The sequence below is a fragment of the Stenotrophomonas sp. KH_052 genome, assembly GCF_057838755.1.
Window position 1 is genome coordinate 599,229 of the sequence record NZ_CM174475.1, and the last position, 16,032, is coordinate 615,260.

The 16,032-nt window shown below is 66.5% G+C and carries 13 protein-coding genes; 4 read left to right on the top strand and 9 right to left on the bottom strand.

Features of this window, described 5'->3' with window-relative positions; all coding sequences use genetic code 11:
- Positions 1 to 16: 16 nt before the first annotated feature.
- The gene (locus AC3ITW_RS02675; RefSeq protein WP_100434013.1) at positions 17 to 3,331 is read right to left on the bottom strand and encodes a DEAD/DEAH box helicase; all 3,315 of its coding nucleotides are present in this window, start codon (positions 3,329 to 3,331) and stop codon (positions 17 to 19) included.
- Between the two features lie 160 nt (positions 3,332 to 3,491).
- Between AC3ITW_RS02675 and AC3ITW_RS02680 the strand changes: the two genes are divergently transcribed.
- Both AC3ITW_RS02680 and AC3ITW_RS02685 read left to right on the top strand, forming a co-directional pair.
- On the top strand, positions 3,492 to 4,223 hold the full coding sequence (locus AC3ITW_RS02680; protein ID WP_004142008.1) for a CoA transferase subunit A: 732 nt from the start codon (positions 3,492 to 3,494) through the stop codon (positions 4,221 to 4,223).
- 1 nt (position 4,224) lies between these two features.
- The gene (locus AC3ITW_RS02685; protein WP_004142014.1) at positions 4,225 to 4,857 is read left to right on the top strand and encodes a CoA transferase subunit B; all 633 of its coding nucleotides are present in this window, start codon (positions 4,225 to 4,227) and stop codon (positions 4,855 to 4,857) included.
- Positions 4,858 to 4,867: 10 nt separating this feature from the next.
- On the opposite strand, the gene AC3ITW_RS02690 is transcribed toward AC3ITW_RS02685, so the two are convergent.
- The gene (locus tag AC3ITW_RS02690; protein ID WP_004142016.1) at positions 4,868 to 6,928 is read right to left on the bottom strand and encodes a glycoside hydrolase family 99-like domain-containing protein; all 2,061 of its coding nucleotides are present in this window, start codon (positions 6,926 to 6,928) and stop codon (positions 4,868 to 4,870) included.
- 116 nt (positions 6,929 to 7,044) lie between these two features.
- On the opposite strand from AC3ITW_RS02690, the gene AC3ITW_RS02695 reads away from it, so the two are divergent.
- Entirely contained in the window at positions 7,045 to 7,632 is a 588-nt protein-coding gene (locus AC3ITW_RS02695; RefSeq protein WP_004142019.1) for an alpha-ketoglutarate-dependent dioxygenase AlkB family protein, read from the top strand.
- Positions 7,633 to 7,703: 71 nt separating this feature from the next.
- Here AC3ITW_RS02695 and AC3ITW_RS02700 read toward each other — a convergent pair whose 3' ends face one another.
- Genes AC3ITW_RS02700 through AC3ITW_RS02715 form a run of 4 tightly spaced genes read right to left on the bottom strand, consistent with a single transcriptional unit; the run spans position 7,704 to position 11,222 of the window.
- Entirely contained in the window at positions 7,704 to 8,345 is a 642-nt protein-coding gene (locus AC3ITW_RS02700) for an ABC-type transport auxiliary lipoprotein family protein (protein WP_012509997.1), read from the bottom strand.
- Complete coding sequence (locus tag AC3ITW_RS02705; protein ID WP_012509998.1) at positions 8,342 to 9,268, bottom strand: MlaD family protein; 927 nt, start codon at positions 9,266 to 9,268, stop codon at positions 8,342 to 8,344. Before AC3ITW_RS02705 ends, AC3ITW_RS02700 begins: the two co-directional genes overlap by 4 nt.
- A 3-nt stretch (positions 9,269 to 9,271) precedes the next feature.
- Complete coding sequence (locus AC3ITW_RS02710) at positions 9,272 to 10,099, bottom strand: ABC transporter ATP-binding protein (RefSeq protein WP_004142066.1); 828 nt, start codon at positions 10,097 to 10,099, stop codon at positions 9,272 to 9,274.
- Between the two features lies 1 nt (position 10,100).
- Positions 10,101 to 11,222 (bottom strand): MlaE family ABC transporter permease, encoded by a 1,122-nt coding sequence (locus AC3ITW_RS02715; RefSeq protein ID WP_004142067.1) that lies wholly within the window; start codon positions 11,220 to 11,222, stop codon positions 10,101 to 10,103.
- A gap of 92 nt (positions 11,223 to 11,314) precedes the next feature.
- On the opposite strand from AC3ITW_RS02715, the gene AC3ITW_RS02720 reads away from it, so the two are divergent.
- Positions 11,315 to 12,574, top strand: coding sequence for a threonine/serine exporter family protein (locus tag AC3ITW_RS02720; RefSeq protein WP_004142069.1), 1,260 nt, complete (start codon positions 11,315 to 11,317; stop codon positions 12,572 to 12,574).
- 131 nt (positions 12,575 to 12,705) lie between these two features.
- Here the strand turns inward: AC3ITW_RS02720 and AC3ITW_RS02725 are convergent, their stop codons facing one another.
- The 3 genes from AC3ITW_RS02725 to AC3ITW_RS02735 all read right to left on the bottom strand — a co-directional run bounded on the left by AC3ITW_RS02725 (position 12,706) and on the right by AC3ITW_RS02735 (position 15,956).
- Positions 12,706 to 13,089 (bottom strand): H-NS histone family protein, encoded by a 384-nt coding sequence (locus tag AC3ITW_RS02725; protein WP_004142140.1) that lies wholly within the window; start codon positions 13,087 to 13,089, stop codon positions 12,706 to 12,708.
- A gap of 222 nt (positions 13,090 to 13,311) precedes the next feature.
- Positions 13,312 to 15,015: a proline--tRNA ligase gene (locus AC3ITW_RS02730; protein WP_004142201.1), complete on the bottom strand. Its 1,704-nt coding sequence runs from the start codon at positions 15,013 to 15,015 to the stop codon at positions 13,312 to 13,314.
- A 566-nt stretch (positions 15,016 to 15,581) separates the two neighbouring features.
- Positions 15,582 to 15,956, bottom strand: coding sequence for a DUF4124 domain-containing protein (locus AC3ITW_RS02735; protein ID WP_485618602.1), 375 nt, complete (start codon positions 15,954 to 15,956; stop codon positions 15,582 to 15,584).
- Between the last annotated feature and the right edge of the window lie 76 nt (positions 15,957 to 16,032).

Consider the following 16,032-nt stretch of genomic DNA (forward strand, 5'->3'; position numbering starts at 1 on the left):
CCGCAGCCCCAACGCTCTAGCGGACCTTGCTTTGCCGGCCGGCCTTGCGTCGCGCCGGCAAAGCACCCGGCAACGGCGCCAGCAGCGCCTGCACGTCCTCTTCGCTGAAGCGCGGTCCTGCGCTGCCGCCGCCTTCCAGAATCGATTCGGCCAGCATCGCCTTGCGCTCCTGCAGCTCGGCGATCCGCTCTTCGATGCTACCGGCGGCAATCAGCCGGTAGACGAACACGGGCTGCTGCTGGCCGATGCGATGGGCACGGTCACTGGCCTGGTTCTCGGCGGCCGGATTCCACCAGGGATCGAAGTGGATGACGGTGTCGGCGGCGGTCAGGTTCAGCCCCACGCCACCGGCCTTCAGGCTGATCAGGAACAGCGGCACCTCGCCCTGCATGAAACGCTGCACCGGCGTGACCCGGTCCTGGGTATCACCGGTCAGGGTCACATAGGCCAGGCCCAGCCCGTCGAGCGCCTGCGCGATCAGCGCCAGCATGCCGGTGAACTGCGAGAACAGCAGGATGCGGCGGCCTTCCTCGACCATCGACGGCAGCATCTCGCGCAGCAGCTCAAGCTTGGCCGAACCGGCATTGCGTGCCGGCGTTTCGCCCGGCAGCAGGCGCGGATCGCAGCAGACCTGGCGCAGCTTCAGCAGCGCATCCAGTACCCGGATGTGGCTGCGTGCCAGTCCGCTGTCGCTGATGGCCTCGCGGACCTGCTTCTCCATCGCCGCACGTACGGTTTCATAGAGATCACGCTGCCCGCCCTCCATTGTCACCGCACGGGTGATGAGGGTTTTCGGCGGCAGTTCGGCGGCCACCTGGTCCTTGCGCCGGCGCAGGATGAAGGGGCGCAGCCGCTGCGCCAGCAGTTGGGCACGACGCTGGTCGCTGCCGCGTTCGATGGGGTGGCGCCAATGCTGGTTGAACAGCTTTTCACTGCCGAGCAGCCCGGGCAGCAGGAAGTCGAACTGCGTCCACAGTTCGCCCAGGTGGTTCTCCAGCGGCGTACCGGTCAGGCACAGGCGATGACGCGCCTGCAGCGTGCGCAGCGTGACCGCCGCCCGCGATTTCGGGTTCTTCACCTGCTGCGCCTCGTCCAGGATCAGCAGATGGTAGGAATGGGACTGCAACGCCTGCTCGTCGCGCCACAGCAGGGGATACGTGGTCAGTGCAAGATCGTGCTCGGGGATAGCCTCGAACAGCGCTTCACGTGCCGGTCCGTGCAGGGTCAGTACGCGCAGGCCCGGGGTGAAGCGTGCCGCTTCGCTCTGCCAGTTGTGCAGCAGCGAGGTCGGCACCACCAGCAGCGCAGGCCGGTCCAGGCGGCCACTTTCCTTCTCGACCAGCAGATGGGCCAGGGTCTGCAGGGTCTTGCCCAGGCCCATGTCATCGGCCAGCACGCCGCCCAGCCCCTGCTGGCGCAGGTACTGCAGCCACGACAGGCCTTCGCGTTGGTAGCTGCGCAGCGTCGCCTGCAATCCCGCAGGCGGTGCCACGTCTTCCGGTGCTGGCGCCTGCAGCAGGCGCTGCACGAGTGCCTGGGTGTCCTTGTGACCCCGGAACTGCAGGTGTGCATCGTCCTGCAGCGCCTGCAGGCGGCCGCGGTCGTGCGCCGACAAGCGCAACGGTGCACCACGCTGGGTAAACAGGTCGGCCAGCAGGGCCATGATCGGCTTCAGTCGCGACGCCTGCAGCGCCAGGCGCGTGTTGCCGCTGGCAGTCAGCAGGATGTTCTCGTCATCGCCAATGGCGTCCAGCTGGCCGCGCGACCAGCGCGGATCGGCGTGCAGCACCTGCTGCAGCAGCGGAACCATGGACACTTTGCGGCCATCCACCTGGATCTCCAACCCCAGGTTGAACCAGCCCGCGTCCTCCGGGTCTGCCTGGATGTCCAGATCGATCTCATCCACCCGGGTGATGCGATGGCGGAAATCGTCATCCGTCTCCACCTTCCAGCCGAGGGCCTCCAGTCGTGGTACATCGCCCAGAAGGAATCCGGTCCAGTCATGGGTACGCAGCTGGAATTGAGGGCCTGCGCCATCCAGAACCGCGCGTGGCTGCGGGTCGCGGTGCAGCTTCACACTGCGCAGCTCGCCTTCCCGTCGCGCTTCTTCAGCCAGGTCGCGGGGCAACAGGGCCAGCCGGCCCTCGGTGTCGTGGGCGAACAGGCTCGGGTCATCCAGGAACCGCACATGCTCGTCGTACTCGAAGGCCACGGTCGCGATATCGGCCCATTGCGACGGGTCGCGGCGGCCGAGCCATGCCGGCCGGAACTCAATCGTATGCAGGCGCAGCACGGGGATCATCGCGCTGATCTGCAGGGTGGGCAGCGTGTCGCTTGCACCGGGGCGCGGCAGGGCAGGGTCGATCTGTTGCAGCATCTGTGCGACCACCGCTTCTTCGTTGGGTAACAGATTGGGCAGGCTCAGGAAGGCGTCGGCGTCCTCGGCCCTGACATCCAGCAGCAGCGGACCGACCTCGCCGGTGACCGGGTCCAGATAGCACGCACTCCGGCCCAGGACCACGCCTCTGGCGCCGCCCTCCACGCTCAACGCGGGTTCCAGCAGCGTCGCGCCCTGCGTCATGCCAACGGTCCAGCCCAGTTCGCCGCGGCGTGGAGCTCCTGACCGGGCCGGCACGTCGCCGTGCGTACCGCAGGAGACCCAGCCATGGCCGCTGGAGACGATCAACTGCAGGGTGGCCGCGAAGTCGATCCATTCGTCCTTCGTCGCGGGCTGCCGCTGGGTGCGTAGCTGGATCATCACCGCCAGATCAGTCGGCGTGAGATATGCCGGAGGATCCAGCAGCAGGTCCGCGGTGATATCCATCCACTTGCCCGTGCTGATCGCACCATCGGTCCCGTACTTGACGCGCCGGACCAGCACGGCGGGGTGGTGGTTATAGGTGGACAGTTCGAAGATGACACCGTTCCGGCGTGGCTGGGCCGGCTGGATCCGCGCGCTCTGCCAACGCGAAAGCTCCGCCAGCAGTTCAGGACGCGGCGGTTGCGTCAGGTTCTGTTCGGTCAGGGGGCTTTCGTCGTCCATGGCAAGCGAATCCAGCATGTACGAGACCAGCACCGCCGCCACATGCTTGCAGGTGCGGCCGACGGGGCAGGAACAGGCACTCTGCAGGCGGCTGCGCGCGGTGCGCGTACTGGCCGTCAGATCGATCTCCACGTAGTAGGGATGCCTGGCCGAACCCTGTACCTCGGCCGTCAGCAGGCCATCGCGGAGTTGCCGGTTGCGCACGCCACCCAGGCACTGCTCGCTTTTCTGCAGTGTCCATTCGTCTATCCAGCGGAACAGGTCTTCGTCTGTGAAGGTCGGCGTCATCGTAGATGGAGGGGCGCAGGCGCTGCAGCCACCTTCTGCGTGGAATCGGCCATTCTACCCAATGCCCGCCTGGTGCTCCGTCAATGCTGCGGCGCATCCAGGCCCTTCGCCGCCCTCCAGCTAGAATGCGGTCATCCTCAACGTGCAGGGTAGTACAGCAATGCAGCAATCGACTTCCACCGGCAAGCGCGGCAAGCGCTTCGCCAGTGCGGCGGAGGCCCTGCAAGGGGTGGTCGCCGATGGCCAGACGCTGGCCGTGGGCGGCTTCGGCCTGTGTGGCATTCCCGAGGCCCTGATCGCCGCGCTGCGCGACAGTGGCGCCAAGGGCCTGACCGTGATCTCCAACAATGCCGGCGTCGACGGTTTCGGCCTGGGCCAGCTGCTGGAAACCCGGCAGATCAAGAAGATGATTTCGTCCTACGTGGGCGAGAACAAGGAATTCGAGCGCCAGTTCCTGGCCGGCGAGCTGGAGCTGGAATTCAATCCGCAGGGCACCCTGGCCGAGCGGCTGCGTGCCGGTGGCGCGGGCATCCCGGCGTTCTTCACCGCCACCGGCTACGGCACCGTGGTGGCCGAGGGCAAGGAAACCCGCGAGTTCGACGGCAAGCACTACGTGATGGAGACCGCGCTGCGTGCCGACGTGGCGCTGGTCAAGGCGTGGAAGGCCGACGAGGCTGGCAATCTGGTGTTCCGCAAGACCGCACGCAACTTCAACCCGGCCTGCGCGATGGCCGGCAAGGTCTGCATCGTGGAAGTGGAAGAGGTGGTGGCGGTCGGCATGATCGATCCCGACCAGGTGCACCTGCCGGGCATCTACGTGCACCGTATCGTGCACAACCCCACTCCCGAAAAGCGTATCGAACAGCGCACCATCCGCGCGGAGGGCAACTGACATGGCGTGGACCCGCGATGAGATGGCGGCACGTGCCGCACGTGAACTGACTGATGGCGCCTACGTGAACCTGGGCATCGGCCTGCCGACCCTGGTTGCCAACCACATTCCCGAAGGCGTGGACGTGTGGCTGCAGTCGGAAAATGGCCTGCTCGGTATCGGCCCGTTCCCGACCGATGCCGAAGTCGATGCCGACCTGATCAACGCCGGCAAGCAGACCGTGACCGCACGTGCCGGTGCCAGCTACTTCGGCAGCCACGACAGCTTCGCGATGATCCGCGGTGGCCACGTCAACCTGGCCATCCTCGGCGCCATGCAGGTCACCGACAAGGGCGACCTGGCCAACTGGATGGTGCCCGGCAAGATGGTCAAGGGCATGGGCGGCGCGATGGATCTGGTGGCCGGTGTGCAGCGCGTGGTGGTGCTGATGGAGCACACCGCCAGAAACGGTGAACACAAGATCCTGGCCGAATGCACGCTGCCGCTGACCGGCGTGGGCGTGGTCGATCGCATCATCACCGACCTGGCCGTGTTCGACGTGACTGACAAGGGCCTGTTGCTGATGGAAGCGGCACCGGGCGTCAGCGACGACGAACTGAAGGAAAAGACTGGCGTGGCGTTCGTTCGCGCGTGACGCCGGAGGTTCAGCCCCCGCGGGCATATGGGTAGCCCGCGGATGCTGGTTGTGGGGGGGCGCCGTGCACCTGGGAGGTGTCGCCCACGGAGAAGCCGGCGCACGTGGCCACGGCACCGGTCGCGCGCTCGATGGCATGGGCCAGGGTGCCATCGATCTGGCCGGCTTCGACCTCGAACATGCTGGGCAGCAGGTGCGCATCCAGCAGCGGGCGCAGTGCCTGCAGGCGCACCCAGAACATGCTGCCGGACGCGAACTGACCGTCGCCGGGCGCACCGTCCAGCCCCAGCTGTGCCCACAGCCGCTCCATGCGCTGTGCATTGCCACCGATGTAGTCGGCCACATTCAGCAGATGCCCGGCAGGAGCCATCAGCCCCAGGCGGGGATCGGCTTGGAGATGGGCCAGGTTCGCCGCCGCCTGGGCCGGGCCCAGCAGCGCATCAACCATCTCGCGCCGCCACTGGTCACCGTTGTCGCGATGGGTGGAGCGCTTGGTATGCAGCTTCAGCACCAGCGATTCGTTCTGCTGCAGCAGCCGGTCGGCGGCATGCAGGAAGGGCAGGATGTCGCGGCCGTGGTTGTCGTAGGCCCAGATCTCGGCAGGCAGTCCGTGCGACTCGGTGATCGACTGCACCTGTGCTTGCCGGTCAGATGTGGTGGTGATGACAAGACGTGCCGGAAGCCCGCTGTCCTTCACCGCGCTCAACAGCTCGGGCAGCGCGTCCAAGTGCCAGGCATGGATGACGACGCACGGCCGCGATGGTGCAGGCTGCGAGGGCGTCATTGCGCGGCGGGTGGCCTGCAGCCAGGCATGGCCGAGGCGGGCGTCGGGCTCGAGCACAGCACTTTCCGCCCATTCGTTCCAGGCGTTGATGAACACCATGCGCCTGGCCGGCGGAATATCGCGCAGGCGTCCGTGCACCGTGTCGTGCAGCCAGTCAGCATAGCCGCGCGGCGACGCGTGCAGCAGGACGCGTCCGCGTCCGGGGCGGCGGGCCTCGTTGTCCCAACCCGGATTTACGCCCGGATACAACGGATAGTCCGGTAACGGTGCCGTGCGCATCTGCGCCGCCAGCTCGCGCCAGTCGCGCACGTCGCCTTCGTAGCCGGGGTTGAGCAGGAACTGGGACGTGTTCAGCTGACGTGGAGCGGCTATGTTCGGCGGGAACTCCACGGCGGCATCGAAGCCGATATCGCGTGGGTCCGGGCGCTCGAAACTCTGGACATAGGCCAGATGGATCTCGCCGATGCCATTGTCACGGCACCAGCCGCGCCAGCGCGCGGCCGTGGCCTTGGGATCGGGCAGCAGTTGCGGGCGATACAGCAGCAGCACGGGGTGTCCATCGACCTTCAATGCCCGGCGGTCCCGCAGGTATTCGGCGATGTGGGCGATGAAGGCCAGATCATCCTGCTCGCTGTGCTGCTGGCCGATCAGCACGTCCTGGTTTCGCCCATCCCAGCGCCGGGTCCAGTTCTCGTTGGCCCAGCACAGGCAGAAAGGCAGTTCAATCGTGCTGTCGGCCAGCCATTGACGCAGGGGCTGCTCCATCAGCGTGTGGCCACTGAACCAGTAGAAGTAGAAGCAGAAGGCACCGATGCCGTGGTCTGTCGCCAGTTTCGCCTGCGCACGTAGCGTCTCGCCAACGCGAAGGTCGTAGAAGCCCAGGTCGCCGGGCAGGCGCGGTTGTACATGACCCTCGAACTGGGGTAAGGCGCGGCTGACATTGCGCCACTCGGTGAAGCCCTTGCCCCACCACGCATCGTTCTCTTCGAATGGATGGAATTGCGGCAGATAGAAGGCCACCAGCGTGGCTGGCGGTGCTGCCGGCAATGGTGCGTCTTCCGCGGCGGCGTAACCGATCGCCCGTTCATCGGCACGCAGCAGCGCACGCGCACCATCGGCTGCTGCGCCGACACGACCGCGCGGCGGCGGTGGGCTCCAGCTGCCGATGCGGTCCAGGCCTTGGTTGCGCAGGCGATCGCGCAGCGCCGCGGGCATCGGCAGGGCACGGAACAACGCGCGCAGGACGGAGAAGCTGAGCTGGCGGATGCCGGACGCTGCGCCACTCATTGCTGGAACCTGGGAAGGAAGACAGTGCGCATTGTTCGGGACCAGCATCGGGACTGAGCTCATTTTCCGGCAATCGCCGTTGCAACGGCAAATCTGCCCGATGCTACTGTGCTGGCATGCTCTTTCCCCACGACCTGCCCGATGCCGAAGTCCAGCACTTGCCCGGTTGGTTACCGGCGGGCGAGGCCGATGCATTGCTGCTGGCGCTTCGGGCCGAAGTGCCTTGGGAGGTGCATCGCATCCGCATGTTCGGCAACTGGGTGGATTCGCCGCGGTTGAGCTGCTGGATAGGCGATCCGCAGGCCCGTTACCGCTATTCCGGTGCTGAATTCGTGCCGCATCCGTGGCCGCTGTCGCTACAGGGCGTACGTGAGCATCTGGAAACCGAAGGTCTCGGCCGCTTCAACAGCGTGCTGCTGAACCGCTATCGCGGCGGTGGCGACTACATGGGCTGGCACAGTGATGACGAACCCGAACTGGGGCCGTCGCCGGTGATTGCCTCACTGAGCCTGGGCGCAGCGCGGCGCTTCCTGCTGCGCCGTCGCGATGACCCGGCGCGGAAGGCCGAATTCCTGCTTGGCCATGGCGATCTGCTGGTGATGGCGGGGCAGACGCAGAGGTTCTACCAGCACGCGTTGCCGAAGATGGCGAGGGTGCAGGGTGAGCGCATCAACCTGACCTTCCGCTGGATTACGCCGCGCTGAGGGATTTGGGGGCAGTGAGGTGGGGTCAGAGCCCTTTCCCGAGGGGGAAAGGGATCCGACCCCTGGTGCGTTCAGCGGGTCACGGTCGGTTGGTCGGCCTGCCCGCTCTGCAGCGTCCAACCGACCACATCCTGCGCCAGCTGCTGCAGGCCACGCTCGAACGCGGCAGTGACCGCCGGCACATCGGTGCTGCCGACCGGCTGCGACTGGCGGAAGGTACGGTCAGCGACCACGCGCTGGTCGGCGACGTGGATCAGCTTGGCGTTGACCTCGATCACCACCGTCGGCGTCGCCTGGCCCTGGTAGTCCGATTCGAAGCGGCGCACGTCGGTGGACAGCTTGTAGTCGGCGCGGATGCCGGCGGTGCTGCGTGCCACGCCACGGATCCGGCCGGAATCCTCGAAGCCGCGCAGCAGGGTGTCTTCGATCATGTCGGTGGCCGGCTGCGCCCAGCTGGCCCCCTTGTAGATCTCCAGCTGCGATGGCGTCGGCCGCACGTTGATGCGCGGGCTGTCGACCATGCGTGCGGCGCTGGGCTTGGCCAGCACCAGCTGCCAGCTGGCCTGCGGCCACGCCGGGTCGGCCTTCACCTGCACCGAGGGCGAGTAAAGCGTCACCGCGGTTTTCTCGCTGCTGCCGAGGATGGAGCAGCCGCCCAGCAGGGCGAGCATCGAAGTGGCCAGCAGCAGGCGCGGAAGGGTGGTCGGGCTCATTGGGGTTCGAACTCCTTCGGGGCGTCGCGGCCAAGCAGGTAGCGCGCGGGGTTGTTCTCGAGGCGGTCGCTGACCCGGCGCAGGTCGCGGATCAGCCCGCGCAGTTCGGTCAGCGTCGGGCCCAGCTGGCCGAGACCGTCGTTGGCGAAGCTGTTGATCGCGGCGCGGTTCTCGCCAAGGATCGAATCGGCGTTGCCGGCGGCCGAGTCGAGCTTGACCAGGGTGCCGTCGAGCTTGTCGATGATGCCCGGCAGCTGCTGCACCAGGTTCTTGTCCAGGCGCTCGATGGTGCCGTTGGTAGTCTTCAGCGTGGTGTCGAGGCTGCGCGCGGCATCGCGAGCGCTGAGCAGCAGCGCCTGGGTACCCTGGTCGCGGTCGGCCAGGCCGCCGCTGATGGTTTCCAGGTTGGCCAGCGTTGCGTTGATGGACGCCACGTTGCGGTCGCTGAGGATCTGGTCCATGCGCTCGACGATGCGGTTGGCCACATCGGTGATGTTCTGCAGTGCCGACGGCGTGGTCGGGATGATCGGTGCCGGGTCCTTGTTGACCGTGGTCAGCGCCGGCGACTGCGGCGTGCCGCCACTGAGCTGGATGATCGACGGGCCGGTCAGGCTGGTGATCGCCAGCTTGGCACGAGTATCGGTCTTCACCGGCGTGGTCGAGTTCAGACGGATGCGTGCGACCACCTGGCGCGGGTCATCCGGTACCAGGTTCAGTTCGATGATCGAACCGACCGCGATGCCGTTGTACTGCACCGGGCTGCCGACCGACAGGCCGGTGACCGCCTCGCGGAACACCACGCGGTATTCCTGCCAGGTGCGGTCGGAGGAGTACTTGGCGGCCCACAGGCCGAAGGCCAGCAGGGCCAGGCCGGTGATCAGGGTGAACGCGCCGATCAGCACGTAGTTGGCTTTGGTTTCCATGGCTCAGGCACTCTCGATCTGTTCGCCGCGGGCGGCACGCGCGCGCGGTCCGTGGAAATACTCCTGGATCCACGGATGGTCCAGTTTCTCGATCTCCGGCAGCGGCGCATTGGCCACCACCTTGCGGTCGGCGATCACCGCCACCCGGTCGCAGATCGCATACAGGGTGTCCAGATCGTGGGTGATCAGGAACACGGTCAGGCCCAGTGCTTCCTGCAGGGTCTTGATCAGGCGGTCGAAGGCCGCCGCGCCGATCGGGTCCAGTCCAGCAGTGGGTTCATCCAGGAACAGCAGCGGCGGGTCCAGGGCCAATGCACGGGCCAGGCCGGCACGCTTGCGCATGCCACCGGACAGCTGCGAGGGCAGCTTGTTGATCGCGTCGGCGGGCAGGCCGGCAAGCTTCACCTTCAGCAGCGCCAGTTCGTAGTGCCAGCGCTCGGGCAGTTCGCGGTGGTGCTCCTTCAGCGGTACCTGCACGTTCTCGCCCACCGTCAGCGACGAGAACAGCGCGCCGTCCTGGAACAGCACGCCGGTGTTGCGTTCGATGTGCAGGCGGCTCTCGGCATCGTCGACGCGCGCATCGCGGCCGAGCACTTCGATCTGCCCGGCATCGGGCACGCGCAGGCCGAGGATCGAGCGCATCAGCACCGATTTGCCGGTGCCCGAACCACCCACCACGCCGAGGATCTCACCGCGGCGCACGTCCAGGTCCAGGTCCTCGTGTACGGTCTGGCTGCCGAATCGATTGACCAGGCCACGCACGCGGATGGCGAGGTCGTGGCCGTCATCGTCGCGCATGGGCACTTCTTCGGGTGTCGGATGCGTGCTCATGTCACCAGTCCATGTGCATGAACCACAACGCCGCGAAGGCGTCGATGATGATCACCAGCGAGATCGTCTGCACCACGCTGGAGGTGGTGCGCTCGCCGACCGACTGCGCCGTGCCTTCGACCTTCAGGCCTTCCAGGCAGCCGATCAGGCCGATCACCAGCGCGAACACCGGCGCCTTGGACAGGCCCACCAGCATGTGCCGCACTTCCATCGTGTCGTGCATGCGGGCGATATACATCTGCGGTGGAATATCCAGGTCGAATGCGCCCACCGTGATGCCGCCGGCCAGGCCGGCGACCATCGCGATGAAGGTCAGCAGCGGCAGCGTGACCAGCAGCGCGAACAGCCGTGGCAGTACCAGCAGGTCGATCGGGTCCAGGCCCAGTGTGCGCATCGCATCGATTTCCTCGCGCGCCTTCATCGCACCGATCTGCGCGGTGAACGCGCTGGCAGTGCGGCCGGCCAGCACGATCGCGGTCAGCAGCACGGCGAACTCGCGCAGGAAGGCGATGTTGACCAGCTCGACCACGTAAATCTCGGCGCCGAAATCGCGCAGGATGGTCGAACCGAGGAAGGCGATCACCGCGCCGACCAGATAGGACAGCAGCGCCACCAGCGGTACCGCATCCAGCCCGACCTGCTCCATCTGGTGCACGGTGGCGGTCAGGCGGAAACGGCGGGGTTCCTTCACCAGGCGCGCGGCCTTGACCAGGTTCTCGCCGAGGAAACTGCACAGCGCCTTGATGTTGTGGCCGGTGGCATGGACGCTGACACCCAGCCGTTCCAGCGCGGCCAGCACGCCGAAATCGCGCTTGGGCTTGGGCCGGTCGTCGGCCACTTCCTCGATGGTGCACACCAGCGCCTGGTGATCCGGACGGAACTGCAGCGCGTCCTCGCCGAGGTCGGCGCGATGGGCCACGCGCAGCACCTGCAGCACGCCGGCCGAATCCATCTTCTCGATGCCGGTGGCATCGATGCCGGTCAACGTGTCGGGAACGTCGCGCAGGACTTCGGCCGCGGTCAGCGCGGTCTTCAGGGTCCAGGTGCCGGACAGGCGGATCAGGCCCGGGTCATGGGCATCCTGTTCGAGCTGGGGGGCGTGGTTCGGGGTCACTTGGGCCATTCGGGTCGCAGCATAACCGTTCTGTATCGGGCTTCGCGTCGAACTCGGATGAATTTCTCCGGTAAGCCCCAGCCTAGGTAATACTACGGCGCATGTCCGCAGACGCTCACACGATCCCCACGCCCCAGGCCACCTACGCACAGCGCGTGGCCTTTGTTTCCGAGATCGCCGGACGCCTGCACAGCTATGGCACAACGGCTCAGCGCCTGGAAACGGCGGTGGTGGCACTGGCCCGCCAGCTCGATCTGGATTGTGAACCGTGGTCGAATCCCACCGGTATCATTCTCAGCTTCAGCGACCCGGCGCAGGCGATCGGCTCCAGTGACATCACCCGCGTGATCCGCCTGGCGCCCGGTGAAAACGATCTGCACAAGCTCAGCGTCGCCGACCATATCGCCGAGGAAGTGGCCAACGGGCGGATGAGCATCGCCCAGGGCCACACCGCGCTGCGCCAGCTGGACAAGGATCCGGGCCGCCGCGGCAAGCTGCGCACCATCCTTTCGTTCACTCTCGGTGCGGCCGGCGTGGCCGGCATGTGGAAGCTGCCGTGGCTGGACATCGCCACCGCCGGTGTCATCGGCCTGATGATCGGCCTGCTCGGCATGGTCACCGATCGCCGCCCGGCCACCCGCGAGGCAGCCGAGGCACTGGCTGCGCTGCTGGCCGGCCTGGTCGCCACGCTGGTGGCGTCCTTCGTCGGCGCGCTCAACCTCAATACGGTGATCATCGCCTCGCTGGTGGTGCTGCTGCCGGGCATGTCGCTGACCAACGCGGTCAACGAGCTGGCCAGCCAGCACTGGGTGTCGGGTACCGCGCGCTTCGCCGGTGCGTTGACCACCATCATGAAGCTCAGCGTCGGCGCGATGATCGCGGTGACCCTCGCCGACGTGCTCGGCCTGGATCCGGTGATCCGTGCGACGCGCCCGCAGGGGCCGTGGGTCGAGTGGGGTTCGCTGCTGACCGCGGCCTTCGCTTTCGCGATGCTGTTCAAGGCCAACCGTCGCGACTATCCGTGGGTGATCGCCGCCTCGGTGGCCGGCTATGCGATCTCCAAGTTCGGCGGCCATGCCTGGGGTGCGCCGGCCGGCATCTTCCTGTCGGCGATGCTGCTGACCGCCGGTGGCAACCTGTTCGGCCGCCTGGTCGGGCGCCCGGGCGCGATCATCCGCCTGCCCGGCATCATCATGATGGTGCCCGGCAGCACCAGCCTGCGTGGCGTGCTGACCCTGGTCCAGCAACAGGACGTAGGCGCCGGCCAGAGCGTGTTCCTGACCGTGCTGAACGTGGTGATGGCGCTGGTCGCTGGCCTGCTGTTCGGCAACCTGTTGATGCCGGCCCGCAAGACGCTGTGATCAGGCGGTAGCGCCGGGCCATGCCCGGCGGATCGGGGAACCAACCGCTGCGCTCGCCGGGCATGGCCCGGCGCTACCTCAAAAAAAACGCCGGCTTTCGCCGGCGTTTTTCATTGCATCCCGATCCGGACTCAGGCCTTCTTGATCAGGAAATCTTCCGGCTTCTTGTTGCCCTTGGCGGTCAGTTCGGCCATCCAGCGCGGCTGCTTGCCGCGACCGGTCCAGGTTTCCTTCGGATTGGCCGGGTTGCGGTACTTCGGGGCAACCTTGCCCAGCTTGCGGCCGGCGGTCTTCGACGGTGCCTTGGCGGCCTTGGCCACTTTGCGCGCGCGCGGGGCCGGGGCATCGCCGAACAGTTCCTCGATGGTGTAACCCTCGGTCTTGGCCAGCTTGATCAGCTGGGCCCGGACCTTGGTGATCGGCCGGCGCTTGGCGACGATGGTCTGCTGCTTCTTGGCGGTGCGGATCAGGGCGCCCAGCTCGCGTGCCGACAGGCCGGTCAGGTCAATGCTCATTTACGGTTACTCCGGAAACTAATGTGTGGACGGGACGAGCCAGTCCATGGCGTCGGCGGACAGAATAGTGATGAATTAATCAGAGCACAAATGCAGGCAGGACAGGGCTTGGCGGCATGCCGGCTGCATTGCGTCGATTTTGACCGGATTATGTCCGCTGCAATATCGATCATATGAACACAACGCAAAAAAAGACCGGGGCATGCCCCGGTCTTTTCTTGATCAACCCTGCAGGCGCTGCAGCAGGGTGGCCTTGTCCAGGCTTTCCGCTTCGCTGGCGCGGCGCGAGCGGTACTCGTAGGTACCGGCGGCCAGGCCACGTTCGCTCACCACCACGCGGTGCGGGATGCCGATCAGTTCCATGTCGGCGAACATCGCGCCCGGGCGCAGGCCACGGTCATCGAGCGCCGCGTCCAGGCCCGCATCGCGCAGTTCCTGCAGCAGGTTGGTGGCGGCGTCGGCCACGGCGGCGTCCCCCTTCGGGTTGATCACGCACACCACCACCTGCCACGGCGCCATCGCGTCCGGCCAGATGATGCCGGCATCGTCATGGTTCTGTTCGATCGCGGCAGCCACCACGCGCGAGATGCCGATGCCATAGCAGCCCATCGCCATCACCGCGGCCTTGCCATTCTCGTCCAGCACGGTGGCATCAAGCGCTCGGGCGTACGTACGGCCGAGCTGGAACACGTGACCGACTTCGATGCCACGGGCGATCTTCAGTTCACCACCGTCCAGCGCGCGGTCACCGGCACGCACGTTGCGGATGTCGGCCACTTCCGGTTCCGCCAGATCGCGGCCCCAGTTGACGCCGGCCAGGTGGAAACCGGCTTCGTTGGCGCCGACGACGAAGTCGGACATCGCCGCCACTTCACGATCAGCCACCACACGGATGGCCTTGGCCGGCGCAATCGGGCCGAGGAAGCCCGGCACGCTGCCCAGGTGCTCGGCGATTTCCGCCTCACTGGCGAAGCGCTGTTCATCCAGGCCGGCAACCTTTGCCAGCTTGATCTCGTTGACCTCGTGGTCACCGCGCACCAGTACCAGCACGAACTGCTGTGCCTTGCCTTCGCCGGCGATCAGCGCCACCGACTTCACCGTGCGCTGCAGGTTGATGCCGAGCAGGGCCGCGACATCCTCGCAGGTCTTCTGGGTGGGGGTATCGACCTTGCGCATGGCTTCGCTGGCGGCCGCACGCGGTGCCGGATCGGCGGCAATCGCCGCTTCCATGTTGGCCGCGTAGTCCGAGCCGGTGGAGAACACCAGCGCATCTTCGCCGGAATCGGCGATCACGTGGAATTCCTGCGAGGCGTCGCCACCGATCGCACCGGAGTCCGCCTGCACCATGCGGAAATCCAGGCCGAGGCGGGTGAAGATGCGGCTGTAGGCCGACTTCATGTTCTCGTACTCGCGCACGAGGCACTCATCGTGCAGGTGGAACGAGTAGGCGTCCTTCATCAGGAATTCGCGCGAACGCATCACGCCGAAGCGCGGGCGGATCTCGTCGCGGAATTTGGTCTGGATCTGGTAGAAGTTGACCGGCAGCTGCTTGTAGCTGGACAGCTCGCTGCGCGCGAAGTCGCAGGCGGCTTCCTCGGCGGTCGGGCTGTAGCAGAAGGTCTGGTCCTTGCGGTCCTTGATCTTCAGCAGCTGCGGGCCGAACTTCTGCCAGCGCCCGGTCTGCTCCCACAGTTCCTTCGGCTGGATGGTCGGGATCTGGAATTCCACGGCACCGGCACGATCCATTTCCTCGCGGACGATGCGTTCAACCTTGCGCAGCACGCGCAGGCCCAGCGGCGACCAGGTGTACAGGCCCGATGCCAGCTTGCGGATCATGCCCGCGCGCAGCATCAGCCGGTGGCTGGTGAGCTCGGCGTCGCTGGGGGTTTCCTTGGTGGTGTGCAGGTGGAACTGGGAGAGGCGCATCGGCGGCTTCGGATAACGGCAGAGACGCCTATTCTGCCAGCCCGGCCGGGGGGAGGGGTATCGGCAGGGCTGCGCCCTGCACCCGTCTCAAGCAACGTCAACTGCAACGGCAACAGCAAAAACGGGTTTCCTGGGAGATGGCGGGGTGGGCCCGGTTGCGGGGGACGCCGTAAATACGTCCCTGTAGGCTCGGTCGCGCCATCCATGGCGCTCACGCCCCCGCAACCGGACCCACCCCGCCTTCGACAGTTTTCTGCGATCTGTCGCCCTTTTGTAGGGCCGAGCCATGCTCGTCTGCTGTTCGATCAATTCTCGAACTATTCGATTTCCATGGAGATTCATCCACGCATGGCGTGGATCTACTGACCACCGGGAATCTGTCGGGGGTGGGGCGGTGTCGGATTGCGGGGTGTCAGCCGCATGGATGCGGCTGCCAAGCCTACATGGACGTACTTGCGGCGTCCCCGCAATCCGACACCGCCCCGCCATTCCACGGAATGCCCGCTTTTGACGTTGCCCTTGCTATTGCCTCTGCGGGTGCAGGGCTGCAAGCCCTGCCGATACCCTCACTCCGCCGGGCAGTAGGCCTTGATGGCGGCTTCAGCCAATCCCTTCTGCGCGCTGCGCTGCTCCTGGGTCAACGCGGTATCGGCCTTGCCGTCGCCGTTGGTGTCCTGCATGACGGTGCCGGTGCTGTCCAGCAGGGCCAGGTTGGCGCGGGCGGTGCTGCACTGCTCGGGCACCGGCGCGGCGGGGGGCTCGGCGCTGGCCGCTGCCTGCGGGCTGCGGGCCTGCTCGCGGGTCTCGAACTTCTTGCCCGCCGGCGGGGTCTCCGAATACTGGGTCACGCCATTGGCGTCCTTCCATTTATAGACCGGGCCGGCCACGGCGTTGGCACTGGCCAACAGCAGCAGGCATCCAAGGCAGGACAGGGCACGCATGGCAAACTCCACGGAATGGGCGTAGAACGCCGATTGCAGCATTGCCGCCGACCACTGGCAAGTCGATTAAACTGGA